The sequence below is a fragment of the Streptomyces sp. NPDC001606 genome, assembly GCF_053596835.1.
The window spans coordinates 1-17717 of record NZ_JBSFHC010000041.1 but is presented as its reverse complement, the minus strand read 5'-3'; the positions used below and the strand labels follow the sequence as shown (position 1 = coordinate 17717).

12 protein-coding genes and 6 pseudogenes are annotated in these 17717 nt (G+C 69.9%); 9 read left to right on the top strand and 9 right to left on the bottom strand.

Annotation, left to right across the window (positions count from 1 at the left end; translation table 11 throughout):
• Positions 1 to 124 precede the first annotated feature (124 nt).
• Positions 125 to 1062, top strand: a protein-coding gene (locus ACWCV9_RS37330) for an IS5 family transposase (RefSeq protein ID WP_450793447.1) whose coding sequence is annotated in 2 segments (ribosomal slippage) — positions 125 to 562 and positions 565 to 1062 — 936 coding nt in all. Because the reading frame shifts where the segments join, the coding sequence is not laid out codon by codon here.
• 15 nt (positions 1063 to 1077) lie between these two features.
• Here ACWCV9_RS37330 and ACWCV9_RS37325 read toward each other — a convergent pair.
• Positions 1078 to 2182 (bottom strand): annotated as a pseudogene (locus ACWCV9_RS37325) (FAD-dependent monooxygenase); the annotation flags it as partial.
• A gap of 377 nt (positions 2183 to 2559) precedes the next feature.
• On the opposite strand from ACWCV9_RS37325, the gene ACWCV9_RS37320 reads away from it, so the two are divergent.
• From ACWCV9_RS37320 to ACWCV9_RS37310, 3 genes are all read left to right on the top strand, one after another.
• Entirely contained in the window at positions 2560 to 3330 is a 771-nt protein-coding gene (locus ACWCV9_RS37320; protein WP_450793445.1) for a helix-turn-helix domain-containing protein, read from the top strand.
• A gap of 247 nt (positions 3331 to 3577) precedes the next feature.
• Positions 3578 to 3811, top strand: a complete 234-nt coding sequence (locus ACWCV9_RS37315; RefSeq protein ID WP_450793443.1) for a hypothetical protein — start codon at positions 3578 to 3580, stop codon at positions 3809 to 3811.
• A gap of 163 nt (positions 3812 to 3974) precedes the next feature.
• Entirely contained in the window at positions 3975 to 4814 is an 840-nt protein-coding gene (locus ACWCV9_RS37310; protein WP_450793441.1) for a hypothetical protein, read from the top strand.
• A 258-nt stretch (positions 4815 to 5072) separates the two neighbouring features.
• Here ACWCV9_RS37310 and ACWCV9_RS37305 read toward each other — a convergent pair whose 3' ends face one another.
• Complete coding sequence (locus ACWCV9_RS37305; RefSeq protein WP_450793439.1) at positions 5073 to 5666, bottom strand: TetR/AcrR family transcriptional regulator; 594 nt, start codon at positions 5664 to 5666, stop codon at positions 5073 to 5075.
• Positions 5667 to 5745: 79 nt separating this feature from the next.
• Here ACWCV9_RS37305 and ACWCV9_RS37300 point away from each other — a divergent pair, with 79 nt between their 5' ends.
• Together ACWCV9_RS37300 and ACWCV9_RS37295 are read left to right on the top strand one after the other, a co-directional pair.
• A complete protein-coding gene (locus ACWCV9_RS37300; RefSeq protein WP_450793437.1) occupies positions 5746 to 6669 on the top strand; it encodes an oxidoreductase in 924 nt (307 codons plus the stop codon).
• Between the two features lie 84 nt (positions 6670 to 6753).
• Positions 6754 to 7194 (top strand): annotated as a pseudogene (locus tag ACWCV9_RS37295) (IS21 family transposase); the annotation flags it as partial.
• A 1-nt stretch (position 7195) separates the two neighbouring features.
• Here ACWCV9_RS37295 and ACWCV9_RS37290 read toward each other — a convergent pair.
• Both ACWCV9_RS37290 and ACWCV9_RS37285 read right to left on the bottom strand, forming a co-directional pair.
• A pseudogene (locus ACWCV9_RS37290) lies at positions 7196 to 7768 on the bottom strand (TnsA-like heteromeric transposase endonuclease subunit); the annotation flags it as partial.
• Positions 7769 to 8109: 341 nt separating this feature from the next.
• Complete coding sequence (locus ACWCV9_RS37285) at positions 8110 to 8355, bottom strand: hypothetical protein (RefSeq protein WP_450793435.1); 246 nt, start codon at positions 8353 to 8355, stop codon at positions 8110 to 8112.
• 40 nt (positions 8356 to 8395) lie between these two features.
• Between ACWCV9_RS37285 and ACWCV9_RS37280 the strand changes: the two are divergent.
• Positions 8396 to 8530: pseudogene (locus ACWCV9_RS37280) on the top strand (transposase); the annotation flags it as partial.
• A gap of 17 nt (positions 8531 to 8547) precedes the next feature.
• Here ACWCV9_RS37280 and ACWCV9_RS37275 read toward each other — a convergent pair.
• The 4 genes and pseudogenes from ACWCV9_RS37275 to ACWCV9_RS37260 form a co-directional block, all read right to left on the bottom strand.
• A pseudogene (locus ACWCV9_RS37275) lies at positions 8548 to 9410 on the bottom strand (IS5 family transposase).
• Between the two features lie 85 nt (positions 9411 to 9495).
• Positions 9496 to 11073: a hypothetical protein gene (locus ACWCV9_RS37270; protein WP_450793433.1), complete on the bottom strand. Its 1578-nt coding sequence runs from the start codon at positions 11071 to 11073 to the stop codon at positions 9496 to 9498.
• Positions 11074 to 11229: 156 nt separating this feature from the next.
• Positions 11230 to 11655, bottom strand: a pseudogene (locus tag ACWCV9_RS37265) (IS5 family transposase); the annotation flags it as partial.
• Positions 11656 to 11966: 311 nt separating this feature from the next.
• A complete protein-coding gene (locus tag ACWCV9_RS37260; RefSeq protein WP_450793431.1) occupies positions 11967 to 12578 on the bottom strand; it encodes a hypothetical protein in 612 nt (203 codons plus the stop codon).
• A gap of 169 nt (positions 12579 to 12747) precedes the next feature.
• Between ACWCV9_RS37260 and ACWCV9_RS37255 the strand changes: the two genes are divergently transcribed.
• Entirely contained in the window at positions 12748 to 13833 is a 1086-nt protein-coding gene (locus ACWCV9_RS37255) for a hypothetical protein (RefSeq protein ID WP_450793429.1), read from the top strand.
• Between the two features lie 264 nt (positions 13834 to 14097).
• Here ACWCV9_RS37255 and ACWCV9_RS37250 read toward each other — a convergent pair whose 3' ends face one another.
• Entirely contained in the window at positions 14098 to 16581 is a 2484-nt protein-coding gene (locus ACWCV9_RS37250; RefSeq protein WP_450793427.1) for a Helicase associated domain protein, read from the bottom strand.
• 321 nt (positions 16582 to 16902) lie between these two features.
• Here ACWCV9_RS37250 and ACWCV9_RS37245 point away from each other — a divergent pair, with 321 nt between their 5' ends.
• Positions 16903 to 17352 carry an SANT/Myb-like DNA-binding domain-containing protein gene (locus ACWCV9_RS37245; RefSeq protein ID WP_450793425.1) on the top strand — a complete coding sequence of 150 codons (450 nt, stop codon included), beginning with the start codon at positions 16903 to 16905 and terminating at the stop codon, positions 17350 to 17352.
• Positions 17353 to 17717: the final 365 nt, after the last annotated feature.

Genomic DNA, 17717 nt, shown 5'->3' with positions numbered 1-17717 from the left:
GTCGCAATCCACACCGAACCGGAAGGCCCTCACCCGTTCAAGACCCCTCAGCCGAGACCTGGCCCACCCGTCCACAACCTCCCAGGACAGAACACGATCACCTTCCCGGCACGTTGACCGGAGCATGACGGGGCGAGGAGAGCTGTCGGACGGGCAGTGGGAGCGGCTTGAGGCGCTGCTGCCGGTGAGCAACGGCCGGTGCGGCCGCTGGCGTGACCACCGGCAGGTGATCAACGGGATACTGCACCGGATACGGACCGGGGTGCCGTGGCGGGACCTGCCGGAACGGTTCGGCCCCTGGAAGACGGTGTATGAGCGCCACCGGCTGTGGTCGGCCGACGGTACCTGGGAGCGCCTGTTCCAGCAGACCCTGGCTGCCGCCGACGCCGAGGACGGCATCGACTGGGACATCTCGGTGGACTCCACCGTCATGCGCGCCCACCAGGACGCGGCTGGCGCCCGCCGGACACCACCCCCGGCCCCTGGCGCTGCAAAGGGGGCACCCGGTCCCGAACGTCAGGACAAGAGGCGGTGGTTGAGCCTGTTGGCCCGCCTGGCGGCGGTGGCGCGGCGGGCGAGGGCCTGGGCCGCTCGCGGGGTGGATTCAGCACCAAGCTGCATCTGAGCGCGGACGGCTCCTGCCGGCCCCTGTCCCTGGTCGTCACTCCGGGGCAGCGGGCCGACTGCACCCAGTTCGAGGCGGTCATGGAGAAGATCCGGGTACCGCGGACCGGGCTGGGTCGTCCGCGCCGACGCCCGGACAGCGTCAGCGCGGACAAGGCGTACAGCAACCGCACTATCCGTGCCTACTTGCGCCGTCGCGGAATCCGGCACGTCATCCCGGAGAAGAAGGACCACAAGAATGCCCGCCTACGCCGCGGCTCACGAGGCGGCAGGCCGCCGGGCTTTGATCGCGAACGATACAAAAGGCGCAACACCGTGGAACGGGCCATCAACAAGCTGAAGGCGTTCCGGGCCGTCGCCAGCCGCTACGACAAGCGTGGCTACGTCTTCCTTGGCACCGTCACCGTCGCAGCCCTGGTCATATGGCTCCGCACATGATCGCCCGGACACGCGCTAGCCCACGTAACGGGCCACCGCTTCCTCGATGCGCCCCGCGTCCGCCGCATCCGCCGCCCAGGCCGCATACCCGTCGGGGCGGACCAGGACGGTGGTGCGCCGATCGCTCGCCCCACGCTCGACGGCCAGCCGGTCCTTGCGGGCGCCCCGGCCCTTGTAGGCCTCGGGGGTGATCAGCACGAACCTGCCGCCGCGCAGGGCCTCGTAGAGGCGGCCGCCCTTGAGGGCGACGTCCGGGACACGGGTGCCGGTGAGGCGGTGGGCGCCGCGGGGTGCGGCGCAGCGGTAGCCGATGCCGGTGATCTGGCCGACCGCCCTGCGCCGGGCCGGGCCCACGGTGTCCAGGAAGGCGGTGAGCGCGGCACGCAGCGCCAGTTCCCACGGCCGCTTGGCCATCGCCAGGCGGACGATGCCGCCGCTGCGGCGCAGCACGGCCTCACCGACACGGTGGCGCTCGGCCTGGTAGCTGGCGGGGAGGGCCGCGTCCGAGTGGCCCTGGACGACGGCGGCCAGCTTCCAGCTCAGGTTGGCCGCGTCCTGCAGACCGGTATTCATGCCCTGACCGCCGGGCGGGGTGTGGACGTGCGCGGCGTCCCCGGAGAGGAAGACGCATCCCGCCCGGTAGGCGGGGGCCTGTCGTTCGTCGCTGTGGAAGCGGGACATCCAGCGGGCGTCGTGCATGCCGTAGTCGCGGCCGAGGGCGAGCCGGGTGACCTCCCTGACCTCGTCGAGGTCGAGGGGCTCGCTGTCGGGGACGTCATGGGCGCGGTTCCAGGCGGTCACGCGGTGGCAGCCGTCGCCGAAGGGCGCGAGGAAGGCGAAGGCGTCACCGACCGCGTTGACGGTCAGCAGGTTCTCGGGCTCCTCGGCGAGGCGTACGTCCGCGAGGACGACGGAGCGGATGGCGCAGCGGCCGGGGAAGAGCAGCCCGATCGCGTCGCGGACGGCGCTGCGCATGCCATCGGCGGCGACGACGTACGGCCCGCAGACTGTCGGCGGCCCCGCCGGGCCCGCAGACCTCGACCGTCAAGCCGTCCGCGTCCTGCGCGAGCCCGGTCGGCTCGCTCTCGTGCCGGAAGTCCACGCCGGCCTCGACGGCGCGCTCCCGGCGCACTTGCGCATCTGCCACTGCCGCGAACGCGGCTGCCGCCGGCACCCCCGACACCGCGGCTGCACCGGCCCCATCCGCCTCCTCCTCGCATGCGAACGCGGCGGACGCCTCTGGCGCCTCACCACCGCCTGCAGCAGCTGCGCCGCAGCAACAGCCCAAGCCGCCGTCGTACCCGACACGACCCTCACCCCCTCCACCCCCGAAATGCCCTCCGCCGTCTCCCACCGACGCTCCACAAGGCAGCCCAAAGGCCCCGGCCAACAGACCCGGGTACGCGACATGCTCAGCTACGGCCGGGCGGGCCGGCACAGATACCCGCCCAGCACCCCCGAAAGAGGTCCCCCTTATCCACCCGTTCCCGCCTCCAGATGGCTGACAGCACCCCCCGGCCGGCCCGCTCGGCACCTTCGGCCGATCCCGCCCGCGCCAGCCGTTGCACCGAGGCCCTGCGCGACATTGCCGAGGACTGCACCGTCGTCTCCGAGGCCCTCCTCCTGAGCGCCTACACGCCGGCCACCCCCAACACCGACCTGCTCCAGCACCTCGTCAGCCTCCGCGACCTGGTCGACGAAGCGATCGGAGCCGTCGTCGTCCGCCAGCGCGCCCAGGGACAGCCGCTCGCCGACCTCGCGCCCATCGCCCGGCGCACCGAGGACCGGCTGCGCAAAAAATACGACCCGCCCTCCGCCGACCGCGCACTCGCCACCCGCCGACGCCCCATGCAGGCCGCGCCCGCCCACAACACAGCCGCAGCCGGCACCCCCACCCTGCGCCGTCCCGGCCAGCGCCTGGCCTGCGCCCTGACCCTCATGCGCAACGCCTCCGGCAGCCGGCAGCGCGAGCTCGCCGAACAGATGGGAGTCCACGAGTCCTACGTCTCCCGCATGCTCTCCGGCCAGCGCGATGTCTCCTGGAGGCACGTCAGGATCATCTGCGACGAGTGCGGAGTCGATCCCGACCTGATGCAACCGCTGTGGGAAGCAGCCGCCAACGTCCAGCCCTCCAACGCCGAAGACCCCGTCGAGTACCTGCGACCTACCTCCAAGGCCTGCACTACGCGCTCGGCTCACCCGAACCCCGGCTCATCCTCGCCGCCGCCCAGCACACCATCAGCGCCGACGACCTCACCCGCGCAGTGAACGGCCCCGGCGTCCCTGACTGGCCGGTGATCGACCGCCTCACCGTCATCCCGGCCTTCCCTCACCGGCCCCCTGGTGGTCGCCCCCGGCGGACGCGTCGCCCTCGGACACGGCCCTGTCCCCGGACCGGTACTGCCTGGACCACGGCCCCGGCTCCGAACGTGAGTGCCACTCCGTCACCGGCCGGCACCAGCGCTGGGGAACGCTGTCCCTGGACTTCTCAGGCGACCGCTCGTACGAGTTCCTCATGCCCGTCTGCGTCGGCCCCGGCAGGCCCACACGCATCGTCGTCCGCCGGAGCGGAAGCCCGGCCGCGGACGAGGCACGGGTGGTGACCCTGCCGGGAACCCCGGGCTTCGTCATCGCCTACGCCTGGCGCCGCCCGCCACCGGAGCAGGACGACGGGCCGACGACGATGACGGCGTACGACGCGCGCGGCCACGTGGTGGCGACAGCGCGGTCAGCCCTGCTGGGCGGGTGAGCACCGTGTCGCCCACCGCTTCGCGCACGGACATCCTTTAGGCTCACTTCGCCCCGTATAACCCTTGATGGGCTGAAACCCTTGACCGGCGGAGGGCAGGACGGCGGGAACCAACCGCGAGCGCCTCATCAGAACGCTGACCTTCTGGCTACGGCCTTCGTTCGTGCTGCGCGTCATCAACCGGTTCCAGAAGATCGCGGGCTTCGACCGCTCGATGGCGTTGGCCTCCGGCGCGCTGACCGCGCTGATCCCGCTCGCGGTGCTGAGTGGTTCCGTCTTCGGCGGAGAGTCCGCGGACCGGATCATCAACCGCTACGGGCTCACCGGTGGCGGTGCCGAGGCCGTGCGGGCGGTGTTCTCCACCGAATCCACGAGTGCGGGCGCCGGTGTCTTCGGCACGCTGTTCCTGGCGATCTCGGTACTGAGCTTCTCCCGGACCGTGCAGCGGCTCTTCGAGCAGACCTGGGAACTCAAGCCGCTCGGCGTCCGCAACACGCGCAACGGCCTGTGGTGGATCGGCGTGCTCAGCTTCTACACCGCGGTGATCGGATGGCTCTATGTGGCTCTCGGCGGCGGGCGCCTGGGGCTGGCGGCTGCGGTCTGCGAGATCCCGGTGACCACGGCCTTCCTCACCCTGAGCGGCCGGCTCCTTTCCGCGAAGCGGCTCACCTGGGCGGCCCTGCTCCCGTTCGCGGTCTCGGCAGCCGTGCTGACGGCGTCCTATTCGGTGGTCGCGACCATCTATCTGCCGCGCCTGTTCGATTCCTACGCCTCGCGCTACGGCGCTGCCGGAGCGGTCTTCGGGATGGCCTCGGTCCTCTTCGGCGCCATGCTCGTCCTCGTCGTATCGGCGGCCCTGGGGCGGGAGGTACGCGACGAACTGCTCCGGATCCGGCAGGGCCTGCGCCCGTCCCAGGACGAAGTCCGCCGCCAGTGGGACAGCATCGTCGAGCAGACGCGGTCGCGTTGGCGCACCGTGCGCAAACAGTCCTCTCACGAGTAGCCCGAGAACTCCTTCTGACGATCCCGCCGTTCCGGCTCTGGCGCTCGCGCGAAGGGCCGGTGCCCGCGGGCATGCTCAGGCGGACGCGGAGGCGTTCCCTTCCAGCGCCGCCTCGGAGATCTCCTCCAGGGACCGGGCTCGGGTCTCCACTCCCCAAAGGCGATCGCCGCGGTGGCCAGCGCGAGTGGTGTCGCCAGTCTCTGAAAAGTGACCCTCAGCAAGTTCTTGAAAGTTGACCCCTGTGACCGTCCTGCGCGGCTACTGCGGCGCGCAGCCGCGCAGGATGGACGCGATCAGGTCGTCCAGGCCATGCTCGGCCACCTCGGTTGGCAGTACGCCGCTCACCGTCAGGTCGGCGTATCCGTGCAGCGCCGCGAAGACCGGTAGCGCAACACGTTCCAGCTGCCCCTCGCGCACTTCGCCCCGGCGTTGTCCGTCGCCGATCAGCTCCAGGAGTTGCTCGGACCACCGGTGGGCGGTCGCGCCCACCGCCTCCGACGCCTCCGGGCTGTGCTTGACCGAGAACATCAGGTCGAGCAGGGCGGCGTTGGCCACGGCGAAGCCCACGTAGGCGCGGGCCGCAGCATCCAGCCGGCCGGCGAACGCCTCACCAGCGCCTTCCTGTGAGGCTGCGATGGCCTCGGCGAGTCGCTCGAACCCGGTCAGTGCCAGGGCGTCCAGCAGTGCCTGCTTGGACTTGAAGTGGCGACTGGGTGCGGCGGGGCTCACCCCGAGCTCGCGGGCCAGCTCCCGCAGGGACAGTGCGCCCGATCCCTTCTCGCGCAACGTCTGCTCGGCCCGTGCGAGGAGCGCGGCGGGGAGGTCTCCGTGGTGGTAGGGGCGGTTCGTCATGCTCCCAGCCTAGCCGTGTGTGAGCGACGCCCACATTGTTAATGTTGCATACATTGTGAGCAGTGCATACATTGGAGTCATGGCAAAGAACACGCACACCCAGCCCTGGAACACCACCGACATCCCCGACCAGACCGGCCGCACCGCCGTCGTGACCGGCGCCAACAGCGGCCTCGGCCTCGCCACCGCCACGGCCCTGGCCGACGCGGGCGCCCACGTCGTCCTCGCCGTACGGGACACCAAGCGCGGCGAGACCGCCGCCGCGACGGTGAACGGCAGCGTGGAGGTCCGCCGGCTCGACCTGGCCGACCTCGCCTCCGTGCGCGAGTTCGCCGCCAACTGGCACGGTGACCTGGACCTGCTCATCAACAACGCCGGCGTCATGAACGTCCCCGAGGGCCGCACCAAAGACGGCTTCGAGACACAGTTCGGCACCAACTACCTTGGGCACTTCGCCCTGACCAACCTGCTGCTGCCGCAGATCACCGACCGTGTGGTGTCCCTGTCGTCCACCGCGCACAAGGCCCCCGGCAGCCCCCGCATCCACTTCGACAACCTCGACCTGACCGGCGAGTACGACCCGATGACCGCCTACAGCCAGTCCAAGCTGGCGATGCTGCTGTTCACCCTGGAGCTCCAGCGACGGCTCACCGCAACCGGCTCGCCCGTCCGCGCGCTGGCCGCCCACCCCGGCTGGGCCGCCACCCACCTCCAGGGCAACGACGCCAGCACCCTGCGGCGCCTGTTCTTCCGCCTCGGCAACAAGTTCATCGCCCAGGACGGCCAGGCGGGCGCGCTCAACTCCCTCTACGCGGCCGTCCAGGACCTGCCCGGCGGCAGCTTCGTCGGCCCCGACGGCATGTTCGAGATGCGCGGCACCCCCGCCCTGGCCGGCCGCTCGGCGGCGGCCAGCGACCCGGCCACCGCCCGCCGCCTGTGGACGGTCTCCGAAGAGCTGACCGGCGTCACCTTCCCGCAGCCGACCGCGGCAGTTCAGTCCTGAGCCTCCGGGAGCTCGGTTGAATTCGCGAGATGGCTCAAGCTTGCTGATCACGTGGCTCCCGAATTGCCTGCTCAATACAAGAGGGTGCTGAAGGTGGAGGACTGGGCGGAGATACGTCGGCTGCATCGAGCAGAGGGCGTGCCCATCAAGGAGATCTCACGGCGGCTGGGGGTGGCCCGGAACACGGTGCGGGCCGCGTTGAACTCGGACCGGCCGCCGAAGTACGAACGGGCCCCGCGCGGACGGGTGGCGGACGCCTTCGAGCCGCAGATCCGCGGCTTGTTGAACGAGTGGCCGAGGATGCCAGCACCGGTGATCGCCGAGCGCATCAAGTGGCCGTACTCGATGTCGCCGCTGACGCAGAAACTGGCCGAGATCCGGCCGGAGTACGTCGGCATCGACCCGGTCGACCGGGTCACCTACGAACCCGGCCAGATCACCCAGTGCGACCTGTGGTTCCCGGAGATGAGGGTCCAGGTCGCTCCCGGCCAGCGGCGGGTCCTGCCGGTCCTGGTCATGACGCTCGGAACGCCTCCAGCACCGCCTGCTGGAGCCCGCCGGCGTCGCGGTAGCGGGGATGGCGGTAGCCGGCCAGCCACCGCACGTTCGCCGCCACCACCGCATCCGGCGGCAGCAACCGCCGGTAGGTGAACCCCACCGCCGTACACGCCGCGCCCAGCACCGCGGCTGCGCGCGCGGCGCGGTCCCCGGCCGCCTCCCTGCCGGCGGGGCAGTCGGCCACGAGAGCACGCCCGTCGGCGTAGCGGGCGAAAACGTGCGGCACCCACGTCAGGACGCGCCCGCGGTCGGGGTCCCGCCAGATCAGCCGCACCGGCCGCGCCGACAAACCCACCACGTGCGGATCACGGTCCAGCAGCATCAACTGCATGCACATCGCCTGCGAGCCGTGCGTGACGTGCCGCCCGGTGGTGGCCGACCACCACCAGCCCGGCCCCCACCGGCGGCCCGGCACCGTCGGGAACGCCGCAACCGGCTGAAGCTTCTCGAACCGCACGTCTACCGCGGCGTCGACCCAGCGGCGCTGCAGGAGCGTGCCGTCCACTCCGGTGAACTCCGCCTCCACCGCGCCTGGTTCCAGTACCCGCCAGACCTTGCCTGCTACGGGCGCTAAGCCGTCCTGGCTACTGTCGATGATCACGCACTCCACACAACGTCATGCCGGACATCCCGCGCAGGCGAACCGGCCGGTAACAGTAACTGCATTGCTACCGGGGGCCGGTTGGGCCACGCGGGCCAGGATGCCGCCTGGACATGCCGGTGTCAGTGCAGACTCCTGCACTTTCCCGCACGCTCGCCTCGCCCTGGGACGCGGCCCGGCTCGGCCTCAGGCTGAGCCGGAGCGCCGGCCTGCGGGGGCGCTGGCGCCGTCCCCGTTTTGGCTGTCAGAAACCCCCGAGGGGCCGGGCGGCCTGGGTTACGTCACGCGTGGCGGAAGCCGCGAGCGGGGTCGCGTACCTGGTCGGGGCGGAAGGGCTCGAACCAGTCCGCAGCGGCCAGGTTGGCCAGGCCGAGGGCCTGGTTGATCTCGTTGCCGCTGTCTTCGATCCCGTCCAGGGAGGCATCGAACAGCATCAGCACATCGTGGTCCTCGAACAGCACATCCGAGCACCAGTCCCAGTCGAAATCGCGGCGGTCCTCATCCAGGCCCGCCACCGTTTCCGCCACTAGCGCGTGTCTCTTTGATGGGTTGGTCAGTTGATCGGACGTGTCTGTCCGATTAGTGATCACCGATGCGATGTGGGACCGGATCGAGCCGCTGATGCCCGCGGATCTGGTCCGCGGGCGGCGATGGGCCGACCATCGCCGCACTCTTGAGGCCATCGCGTGGAAGTACCGCACTAGGCAGTTTCGTTTGGATCATCGGGCGGACCAGAGGAAGATGCCCGCGATGTGGAGTCCGGCCTGGTAGATGGTGGCGGTCTTCTCGTAGCGGGTGGCGATGCCTCGCCACTGCTTGAGGCGGTTGATGCACCGCTCGACGGTGTTGCGCTGCTTGTAGGTCTCGCGGTTGAACGCTGGTGGCCTGCCGCCTCGGCTGCCCCGACGGAGCCGGTGGCTGCGCTGGTCTGCGGGGACGGGGATAACGGCCCGGATGCCGCGCTTGCGCAGGTGCTCGCGGATCGCGCGGGAGGAGTACGCCTTGTCGGCCAGGACCAGGTCCGGCCTGGTGCGAGGCCGGCCTCGCGGACGGGGAACGCGGAGGCGGGCCATGACCTCGGTGAAGGCAGGCGCATCACCGGCTTGTCCGGCGGTGAGAACGAACGCGAGGGGCCGGCAGCGGGCATCGGCGGCGAGGTGGATCTTTGTGGTCAGTCCGCCGGGGGAGCGGCCGATGGCGTGGTCGCCGGGTTCGCCGGCCGGGGCCCCTTTTTGCGGGCTCCGGCCGCGTGCTGGTGGGCCCGCACGATCGTGGAGTCGACCGAGACGGCCCAGTCGAGGTCCTCGTCCGCGTCGGCCTGGGCCACCAGAGCGGTGAACACCCGCTCCCAGGTGCCGTCGAGGGCCCACATCCGCAGCCGGTTGTAGACCCCTCGCCAGTTGCCGTACTTCTCCGGCAGGTGGACCCACTGCGTGCCGGTCTGGAACTTGTAGGCGATCGCGTCGATCACTTCACGATGGTCACGCCAGCGGCCACCCCGCTTCGGTGTCCGGTCCGGGAGTAACGGCTCGATCCGCGCCCACTGCGCATCAGTCAACGGCACACCCGGACCAACGACCAACTGATCCAAACGAAACTGCCTAGCCGAGCTGGTTCCCCGCGAAGGAATTGATCGTTTCCCGCCGTGCCCGTCGATGCGGTGCCCATCAGGCGACAGGGCCACTGTCGCGTACCTCCTCAATGAATGCCGACAGCGTCTTGGTGGCATTGGAGGTGAGGCGTCGTGCCTTCTCTACGAACGCTGCCCACGCGGCGGCGTTGTCGCCCAGTTCCTCCTGCAGCAAAGAGGCCACACCCGGTGCATGGGCCGTGTTGCGCAGTACAAGGGCGGTCGGCAGTTGCCTCAGGAGCTCCGCATCGGCGTACCGAGACCCGGCGATGGCCTCGGCCACCTGCCGCTTGTACGCCGCACGCCCCTTGAGCGGCAGAAATGCGGCCAACTCAGCCCGTGGGTCGTTGCTCTCAGCCAGCACCTCGTCGTTCGGCACCTGCCGAGACTCGGGTTCCTCGAAGGACGGCTGCGTGTCATGACGCGGGCTGTGCGTCTGGGCGAGGGCCTGTGTGACGGTGTCCTCCGCCGCCTTCCTCACTTCCTCGTCCGAGTGCTGGACGAAGCGGGCAGCGGTCGTGGAACTGAGCAAGGAGGCTATCCGGGGCAGAGCGGCAGGGGGGAGCAGCGGGTTCTCAGCGAGGGCATCCGCGGCCTTGGCCCGGCCGGCGATCCACTCCGCATCAGGGCGCCCATCGCGCCACCAGGAAGGCAGAGAGACCGTCGCGACGACATCGGCGGCAGCGTCCAGGACCTCGGGGCTCGTACAGATAGCAGCCAGGGACTCCCAGTGCGACCAGTCCCACTTGTCGATGCCCTCCTCCCTGGCGTGGGCCACCACGACTGCGGCCAGGGCGTTGATTCTGAGGCGCAGAACCGATCCGTGGAGGAGAAGGGCACGCGGGTGACTTGTGACGATCTTCGCGAGCCGGAGGAGCCGTATCTGCGCTTCCCACTCATCGGACACGTCAGGTTGTGAGGCAGCTTCGGGGAACGCCGACCGCAGGCACGCCAGCAGCGTCTGGTCCGAGAGCCCTTCCCCCCTGTTGAGGATCAGGTTCACGATGAGGCCGGTGCTCGGGTGGTCGGCGCCGCGGGCTATGAGATCAGGCCACAGACTCTTGGCGGGTTCCGCAGACACTAGAGCCCAGATGTCCTCACGCCACGCCTCGACGCTCGCCACCCATGCGTCGTGCTCGGCCTCGCGTCGGGGGTCGGTCCCCACCTCCTTGTCAGGCATCTCGGGCTTGTCCCGGACGGCAGCGTCGATGAGCGCCATACGCAGCTCAGGGCCGGCATAAGTCCACGCCTCGGCAACGCGACGAGCCGATGCATGATCCAGCCTCTCGATGAGCAGCAGCTGAGCCTCCCGGAGGTCCCACCGTGTCCGAGCGACCTCGGTGAGGACCATCTCGGCGCCCAGCTTCTCCGCGGCGATCAACATCGATTCCGTGGTCACGACCGGAGTGGCCAGTACCGCCTTGACCAACTGCCAGTCGTAGGCCTCTCGGATCAGGAAGGCACGAGTTTCCGCTGTGACATCGGGCCTGGTGAAGAAGCGGGCGGCCGTGACGGGATCACCCTGACGAGCCAGGAGCTCAGCCAGGACACGTTGCTGGGCGAGAGGCAGCGAAGGGGCGTCGACGAGCGCCGCCCAAACCGGTTCAAGAGCCATGAGAGGACGCTAGCGAGCCATAGCGCTCCGTGAAGGAGAAATCTGCATGCTGCCCCCGCGAGGCAAGGTGGCCTGATTGTGATGAGCGCCTCAACTTCCTGGAGGAGCCGCCCACCAGAAAGCTGGTGGGCAGGCGTTAAAACCAAGCGTCACCCAAAGGGTCCGGATTCTGCGCCGGCGGAGGTGGGTGCGGATCGCGCGGGACGAGTAGGGCTTGTCGGCCAGGACCACCTCTGGTGTGGTCCTGGGGCGGCCGATCGGCCGCGGCACCCGCAGGTTGGCCATCACCTTGGGAAGGCGGGTGCGTCGCCGGCCTGGCCGGGGGTGAGGACGAAGGCGAGCGGCCGGCAGCGGCTGTCCGGGGCGAGGTGGATCGTGGGTCAGCCCGCCGCGGGAGGCGTCCGAGGGCATGGTCGTCCGGCTCGCCGGCCGGGGCCCCTTTTGGCGGGCCCCGGCGGCGTGCTGGTGAGCGCGGAGGAGGGTGGAGTCGACCGCGACGATCCAGTCCAGGTCACCTTCGGCGTCGGCCTGGGCGAGCAGGGCGGTGAAGGCCTTCTCCCAGGTGCCCTTGGCGGCCCACTTTCGGTAGTGGCCTGCCTAGCGGGCTGCTGTGGTGTGGCTGACCTGGAAGCGTTCCGCGGCTCGCCGCAGCGGCCAGCCGTCGTCCACGACACACCGGGCAAGCCGCAGCCTGCCGGTCGGCGTCAGCGGGGCATTACGGTGGGACGCGAGGGCCTCCTGAGTACCGGTCGTAGATGTCGCAATCCACACCGGACCCAGAAGGCCCTCACCTGTTCAAGAACCCAGCACGCGTGTCACCGACGTCCCGGGACAGCACACCTAGCCCGTCCCCGCCCTTGCTTGAGCTTGTCGGTGCAGCGGTCGGGCGCTGCCTAGTACAGGTTGTGCGACCCCTCCCAGTGGGCCTTGGTCAAGGTCTCGGCGTAGTAGTCGTTGGGACGCCCCGTCGTCCCCGCCCCCGCCGTCGCGGAAGGCAGCCGGCGGTCGCGCCGCAGGATTTCGCTGTAGCCCTTGAAGACCGCCATCGACATGTGGAGGCAGTTGTTGGTGGCGAGGTTGTAGCCCCTGCGCTTGACCGCGCTGTACCAGGACTGGGCCCTGCGCACGTCGCCGTCCCTGGTGTTTACGCACCGGTAGTGGAGGTAGTACTGGGCGCCCCGGTAGCGCTCGCTCGTGAAGTGGGCGCGGGCGTCCTCCCACCTCCCGCCCTTGATCCAGCCGTCGCGGGGGGTGTCGACGTAGCTGCCGAACGAGCCGTAGATCCAGTGGTTGGCCTCCCCGCGGACCTTGATGGCGAACGCGGCGTGCCCCTGGGGGACGTGACCGTCCACGTCCGCGCCCTTGGGAGCCAGGAACATGCACACCCGCCCCAACGGCGCGGCCTGCGCCTCCACCGGCGCGGTTACCGCCCCCACGGTGAGCAGAGCCAGCGCGCCGGCCACCGGCGCCCCGATCCGCGCCATCGCCTTCCCGACGATCGTCATATCCGATCCCTTCATGCAGGTGCCGAACCCGTCCCCGGACGCCCGGTCGAGCGGTCGAGCGGTTCGACGACTGCACTTTTGCGGCCGTCTTGATGACCGGCCACACTTCTTGCTGCCGGTCAACCACCGGTCATCAAGAAAGTCAGAACAGCCCACCGAGGAGCGTCGATTGGCCAGCAAGCAGGGCCGTCAGGAGCGTCCGATCGATCCGGCGGAAGGCCCCGTGGCCCTGTTCGCCATCGATCTGCGTCGGCTGCGGGAGCAGAGCGGCAGCCCGACCTACCGCCAGTTGGCGACCTGGTCGGCGAAGGTCGGCAGCCCGTACTCGGACACCACGTTCTCCAGCGCGGCCAGAGGCCACGCCCTACCGTCACGAGAGGTGGTCCTGGCGTACGTACGGGCCTGCCTGGCCTACTCGAAGACCGACGCGCACCGGATCGACTCGGCGGTCGCCGACTGGACCGCCCGCTGGGAGGCCCTGCAGTCCGACCTCAACCCCGAACCCACTCCCCGCCCGCCCGCACCCGTTCCGCCCACCGCACACGACCCGGGCGCCCCGCCCGCCGCGCTGCCAGGCCCGCGCCCTGAGCCCCCGAAGTCCCGCCGGACGGGAAAACCGCACCGGCCCCCGAACGACCGCGGGAAGCAGCTGCTGCTGGCGGTGGCCGGACTGGCCGCCATCGGTCTGTTCGCCCTCGCCGCCCGCTACGTCGCCGCGCCCGGATCGGCGGCCGCGGAGGGCGAATCGATGCCGCCCGCTGCCCAACCCCCCGCCGCGGCACACCCCTCGGCCTCGCCCACGATCAGGGCGCTCCCACCACACCCCTCGACCACCGTGCCCACCCCCGCCGGCCTGGGCGGCAACAGCCGCTGCGGCAAGGTCCGCTATGTCAACGGTCTGGCATGGACCGCGTGCACCCGCGCCGACAGCGACCACCTGGCCTTCGCCGTGCAACTGACCAACACCGGCCCGGAGAAGGTCACGGTCAGGGCCAAGCTGGCCTACGTCCGCGCAACCGTCGCACACACCTGCCCGGGCCCCTGGGGCAGCGGCGTGGAACTCACCGTGGCACCCGGCGAGACGGTGACCAGTCCCCTGACGGAATGCACGGCGGCCAAACTGCCGGCCACCGCGTTCCAGGCCAAAGCCTGGGTGGTCACCCCCGACGAGACCTCCTGGGGCTACCGCGAGATGTCCCAGACCATCCACGTCCAACCCGACGGCCGCACCACCCTCTGGGCCGACGAAGCCTGACCACCCGAGGGTGTACGCCGCCGCGCACGCCCCGGGTCGGGTCGGGCAAGATCCGCCGGACACCCCTAGCGCCGGTTCCCCAGGCGTCACCCCCGTCCGACCCGACCGGGGGATGGGCGCCGGCTCCGCAGCTGTCACCGCCGCCCGCCACAACCGGGGGATGGGGCTCAGGGGGATCCAACGGCGGCTACAGCGATGAGCCTCCCTTCTGAAGCCCGGGCGACACCGGCACGCCCGGACATCACTCCAACTGAGCCATCGCTGCTACGCCCAGCGCATGCCGATCGCCGACAGCCGTTCGACGCGCTCCGCAGACAGCGCGGCGGCTCTGCTGCGCTGGTTGCCGATCCACGACCCCAGCTTGAGGTCCCGTTCCTCCTGGCCCTCCCCGCCGTCCCCGATGACGATCCGTTCGACGTGGCCCCTGGGTACCTGGAGGTGACCTTCGCGTTCGTAGTACTGGCGGGCGGCGGTGTAGTTCAGCGCCCACTTGTCAGAGTGCTTGCGGCGTGGCGTGGGCTTCTCGTCCTCGCCGGCGGGCTCGATCCCGAGGACCTGCTCGCACAGCCATTGCTGGACGCCTGTGAGGTTGTCCCAGCAGAGCCGGACCTGGCGTACCCACCGGCCGAGGTCTTCGCCTTGGTGTACGACGGTGCCCGGCTCCATCGGGAGCTCGCCGCCGGCCTCGAGGTGCTGGCGGGTGAGGTGGAAGGCGCGCTGCCAAGCCACGGGCCAGGCGGGGCACCAGGACGGGTCGATGTCGTCCAGCTGCTCGCGCCGCTCGGCAGGCAGTGTCCCGGCTCGGGCGTCGGCTCGGGCGTTCTTCAGCCAGATGCCGACCTTGTGTCCCCGGTGGACGGCGTCGAGCGGTGCCAGGAGGTGCCCGTTCTCCTCCGCCCAGCCGCGCGCCGCGGTCAGTCCTTCCTCCCACGCTACGTCGCGGTGTGACCAGACCATGCCCAGCTGCTGAAGCTGCTGGACACGTCCGGCTTCCAGACGGCCGCGGGCGTGTCGATGGCGGGCGTCGGCGATCCACTGCCCGAGCGGGAAGCCTGCGAGCGAGGCCGGCCACCCCTCGCGCATACCCTCGCTCTGCTCTTCGCCCTGGCCATCGGCCTCCGGCCCCCGGCTATCGGGCACGCGGTAGGTGAACGGGATCTTCAGGCCGCCGTGGAGCCGGTTGTAGATGACGGCCGCCTCCACGCCGCGCCGCCAGTGCTCCTTCTCGGGGTTGAGGACGCGGAGGTTGATGAACGCGGCGAGGGCGGCCGCATCGCGCGGCGTGCTGAACTTCAACAGCGCCCGCGCCGGCACCGAGATGAGGTCGCCTTTCCCCTCTGCACTGTCTTGCGCCTGGGCTCCTGTGCGGCTCTGGACGCCTCTGGAGCGGCTGGGCACCTGGGGGACGGCCAATGCCTCCAAGATGCGGGTGTCGTGCGCCCTGAGGGCTTCCAGGAGCTTGGCGAGCCCGCCATAGGCTCTGCTGGTGAGCATGTTGTCCGCACTTTCCCCGGGCCCGAGCAGGACCGGCACCACCAGCGAGGCCACCTTGCCCTCATCTGGCTGGATGCGCAGGGCGCGGCCGACGGCCTGGACGAGGTCGGGCATGGAGCCGCGGACGTCGGCGAAGTACACGCTGTCGCAGTTCTGGATGTCGACGCCCTCACCCAGGACCTTCGCCGACCCCAAAAAGCGCCTTGCCGCGCCGGTGCCGCCCCCAGCGAACTCATCCAGCACGCGGCGCCGGTGAGCTGGCGGGTGATCGCCACAGAGCCAGCCGGCCCAGACCGCGCCCGGGTACTGCTCCGGGTCGTCCGCATGCAGCTGGGCGCTGACGCCTGGAAGGCCGGCTGCGAAGGCCTCGGCCTCCTTGACCAGGTGGTGGAAGACCAGCGTCCTGCCGAAGTCCTCCTCGGCCGACGCCTTGACCAGCGCCGTCTGAAGAGCCGCGAGCCGCGCCCCGCGCACCTCATCCGACCGGGCGTCCTCGCCCAGCAGCTGAGCGGCCTGGAGCTGGGTGTCGGTGATGTCGACACACACCACCTGGTACGGCGCGCAGATGCCCCAGCTGATCGCTTCGGACAGGGTCAGGGTGTAGCACCTGCTGCCGAACGGCCCGTCCGGATCGTCCTCCATCGACGCGACCAGCTCACCGGGTGCCCCCGGCTCGGTGTCGTCGTCCAGCTGCCACAGCCGCGGCGTGGCGGTCATGTACAGGCGGCGCAGAGCGGGGATGCGGGTGTTGTCGTGGATGACCGCCCAGGGCTTGCCGATCCGCCCCGAGGTCCGGTGCGCCTCGTCCACGACGACCAGGTCCCAGCCCGGAAGGCCGGCCGCGTGCGCCCGTTCCAGAGTGCCGAGGCCGAGCGAGGCGTACGTGGCGAATACCGTCACCTTGTCGAACGGCCGAACCCAGTCGATCAGCTCCTTTACCGCCGTGGTGTTCGGGAAGACTGCCTGATCCCCGCGCAGCGACGACACCCCGATCATCAGCCCCTTGCGGCCCCCCTCCCGCCACTCGGCCTGGGTCTGTGTGAGCAGCTCCAACGACGGCACCAGCACCAGCACCCGCCCCGCCCCCAGTTCCTCCGCGCTGCGTACGGCCACCAGGGTCTTGCCCGAGCCGGTCGCCATGACCACCTGCGTCCGCAGTCCTCGCTCGGGCACGATGGCGTGGGCCGGCAGATCGAGCGCGCGTAGCACCGCGTCGACAGCCTCGCGCTGGTGTGGACGGAGAGTCTTCGACACGTTCCGCTCCTTTTGAGGGCCCTGCTGTCGTTGGCGACGCGATCGTGACGTTCTGGTGGATGTCACGAGTGTCATCCGGTGGGGGCTGCTGAAGCAAGTTTAGATCTCGATCTCATTTTGAAGCATCCTAGAGAGGCGGCTTCCGTGCCCGGTGCTGCACCTGCCTGACAGACAGTCACGTGCAGACATGAGCCCCCCCGGGTCCTCTTCTCGCGCCCCCCAGTCCTCTTCCGATGGTGCAGTTTTCCTACTCCTGACGCTGCAGGCCCAGTTGGCTGGAAGTGGAGGCGGGGGAGTGGCGAGTGAAGCATAATCGTGCTCATGGCTGATGTACCCCGAGGGAAAGTCCGTTTACGGTTCACGGACTTCGTAGTCGATCCACAGGACCCGGACATCATGCGCCGGACGATGGATGTCGAAGCCGATGTAATCACTTTCGACGCCCAGTCTGTTTGCTTATGGCTGCAGGGCGTCGAAGTGAAGAGCCTACCTCTGTCTTCGCTGGCTGCCATTGAGCTTCCTCAAGGAGACTCGACCGCGCTTTCCAAGGCCTACTCGGTGGAGAAGATCAGGACTCACCACGCAAACGCCTACCAGAGGTGGACGCCAGAAGACGAGCAGCTGCTGCTCAAGCTTCACAGCGAGGGCCACGATCCGGAAAGTCTTGCCCGCCGGTTCCAACGCCAGCCAAGTGCGATTCGTGCACGTCTGGAGAAACTGGGGGCAGAGACGACTGAAACCACGGAACATCAGGCTGGTCCCCCCTTCTGACGGGCCTACACTCCTTGCGGAGTGGTACCCCTGCCGGACTGGGGCTCCGGATGCTCACACACTATGTGCGAGGTCAATCTGCACGCCCCACTCCGGAAGCCAGTCGGTTCTTGGAGCGAAGCGGAGAGAACCAGGCTCGGCTTGCCGAGCCCCGATCCGCAACGCGGATCGGCTCAAGTCCCCGCAACGCGGGGACCTCTCACTTCGTTCTCCTCTCGGAGCGCAGCGCAGAGAGGCCGGCCGCAACGCGGCCGCACCATCCGCGCAACGCGCGGATGGTGACACTGCGCCATATGCCCCCGCAACGCGGGGGCATTCTCTTGCTCCGCGCGAAGCGCGGAGGCACCCGCGGAGCGGGTGCCTCC

Bases quoted from the DNA above. Each gene is read 5' to 3' on its own strand.
- ACWCV9_RS37300 (WP_450793437.1), top strand. From the start codon at position 5,746: ATGGCAAAGAACACGCACACCCAGCCCTGGAACACCACCGACATCCCC.
- ACWCV9_RS37270 (WP_450793433.1), bottom strand. From the start codon at position 11,073: ATGGCTCTTGAACCGGTTTGGGCGGCGCTCGTCGACGCCCCTTCGCTG.
- ACWCV9_RS37320 (WP_450793445.1), top strand. From the start codon at position 2,560: ATGGCTGACAGCACCCCCCGGCCGGCCCGCTCGGCACCTTCGGCCGAT.
- ACWCV9_RS37260 (WP_450793431.1), bottom strand. From the start codon at position 12,578: ATGACGATCGTCGGGAAGGCGATGGCGCGGATCGGGGCGCCGGTGGCC.
- ACWCV9_RS37245 (WP_450793425.1), top strand. From the start codon at position 16,903: ATGGCTGATGTACCCCGAGGGAAAGTCCGTTTACGGTTCACGGACTTC.
- ACWCV9_RS37315 (WP_450793443.1), top strand. From the start codon at position 3,578: ATGCCCGTCTGCGTCGGCCCCGGCAGGCCCACACGCATCGTCGTCCGC.
- ACWCV9_RS37305 (WP_450793439.1), bottom strand. From the start codon at position 5,666: ATGACGAACCGCCCCTACCACCACGGAGACCTCCCCGCCGCGCTCCTC.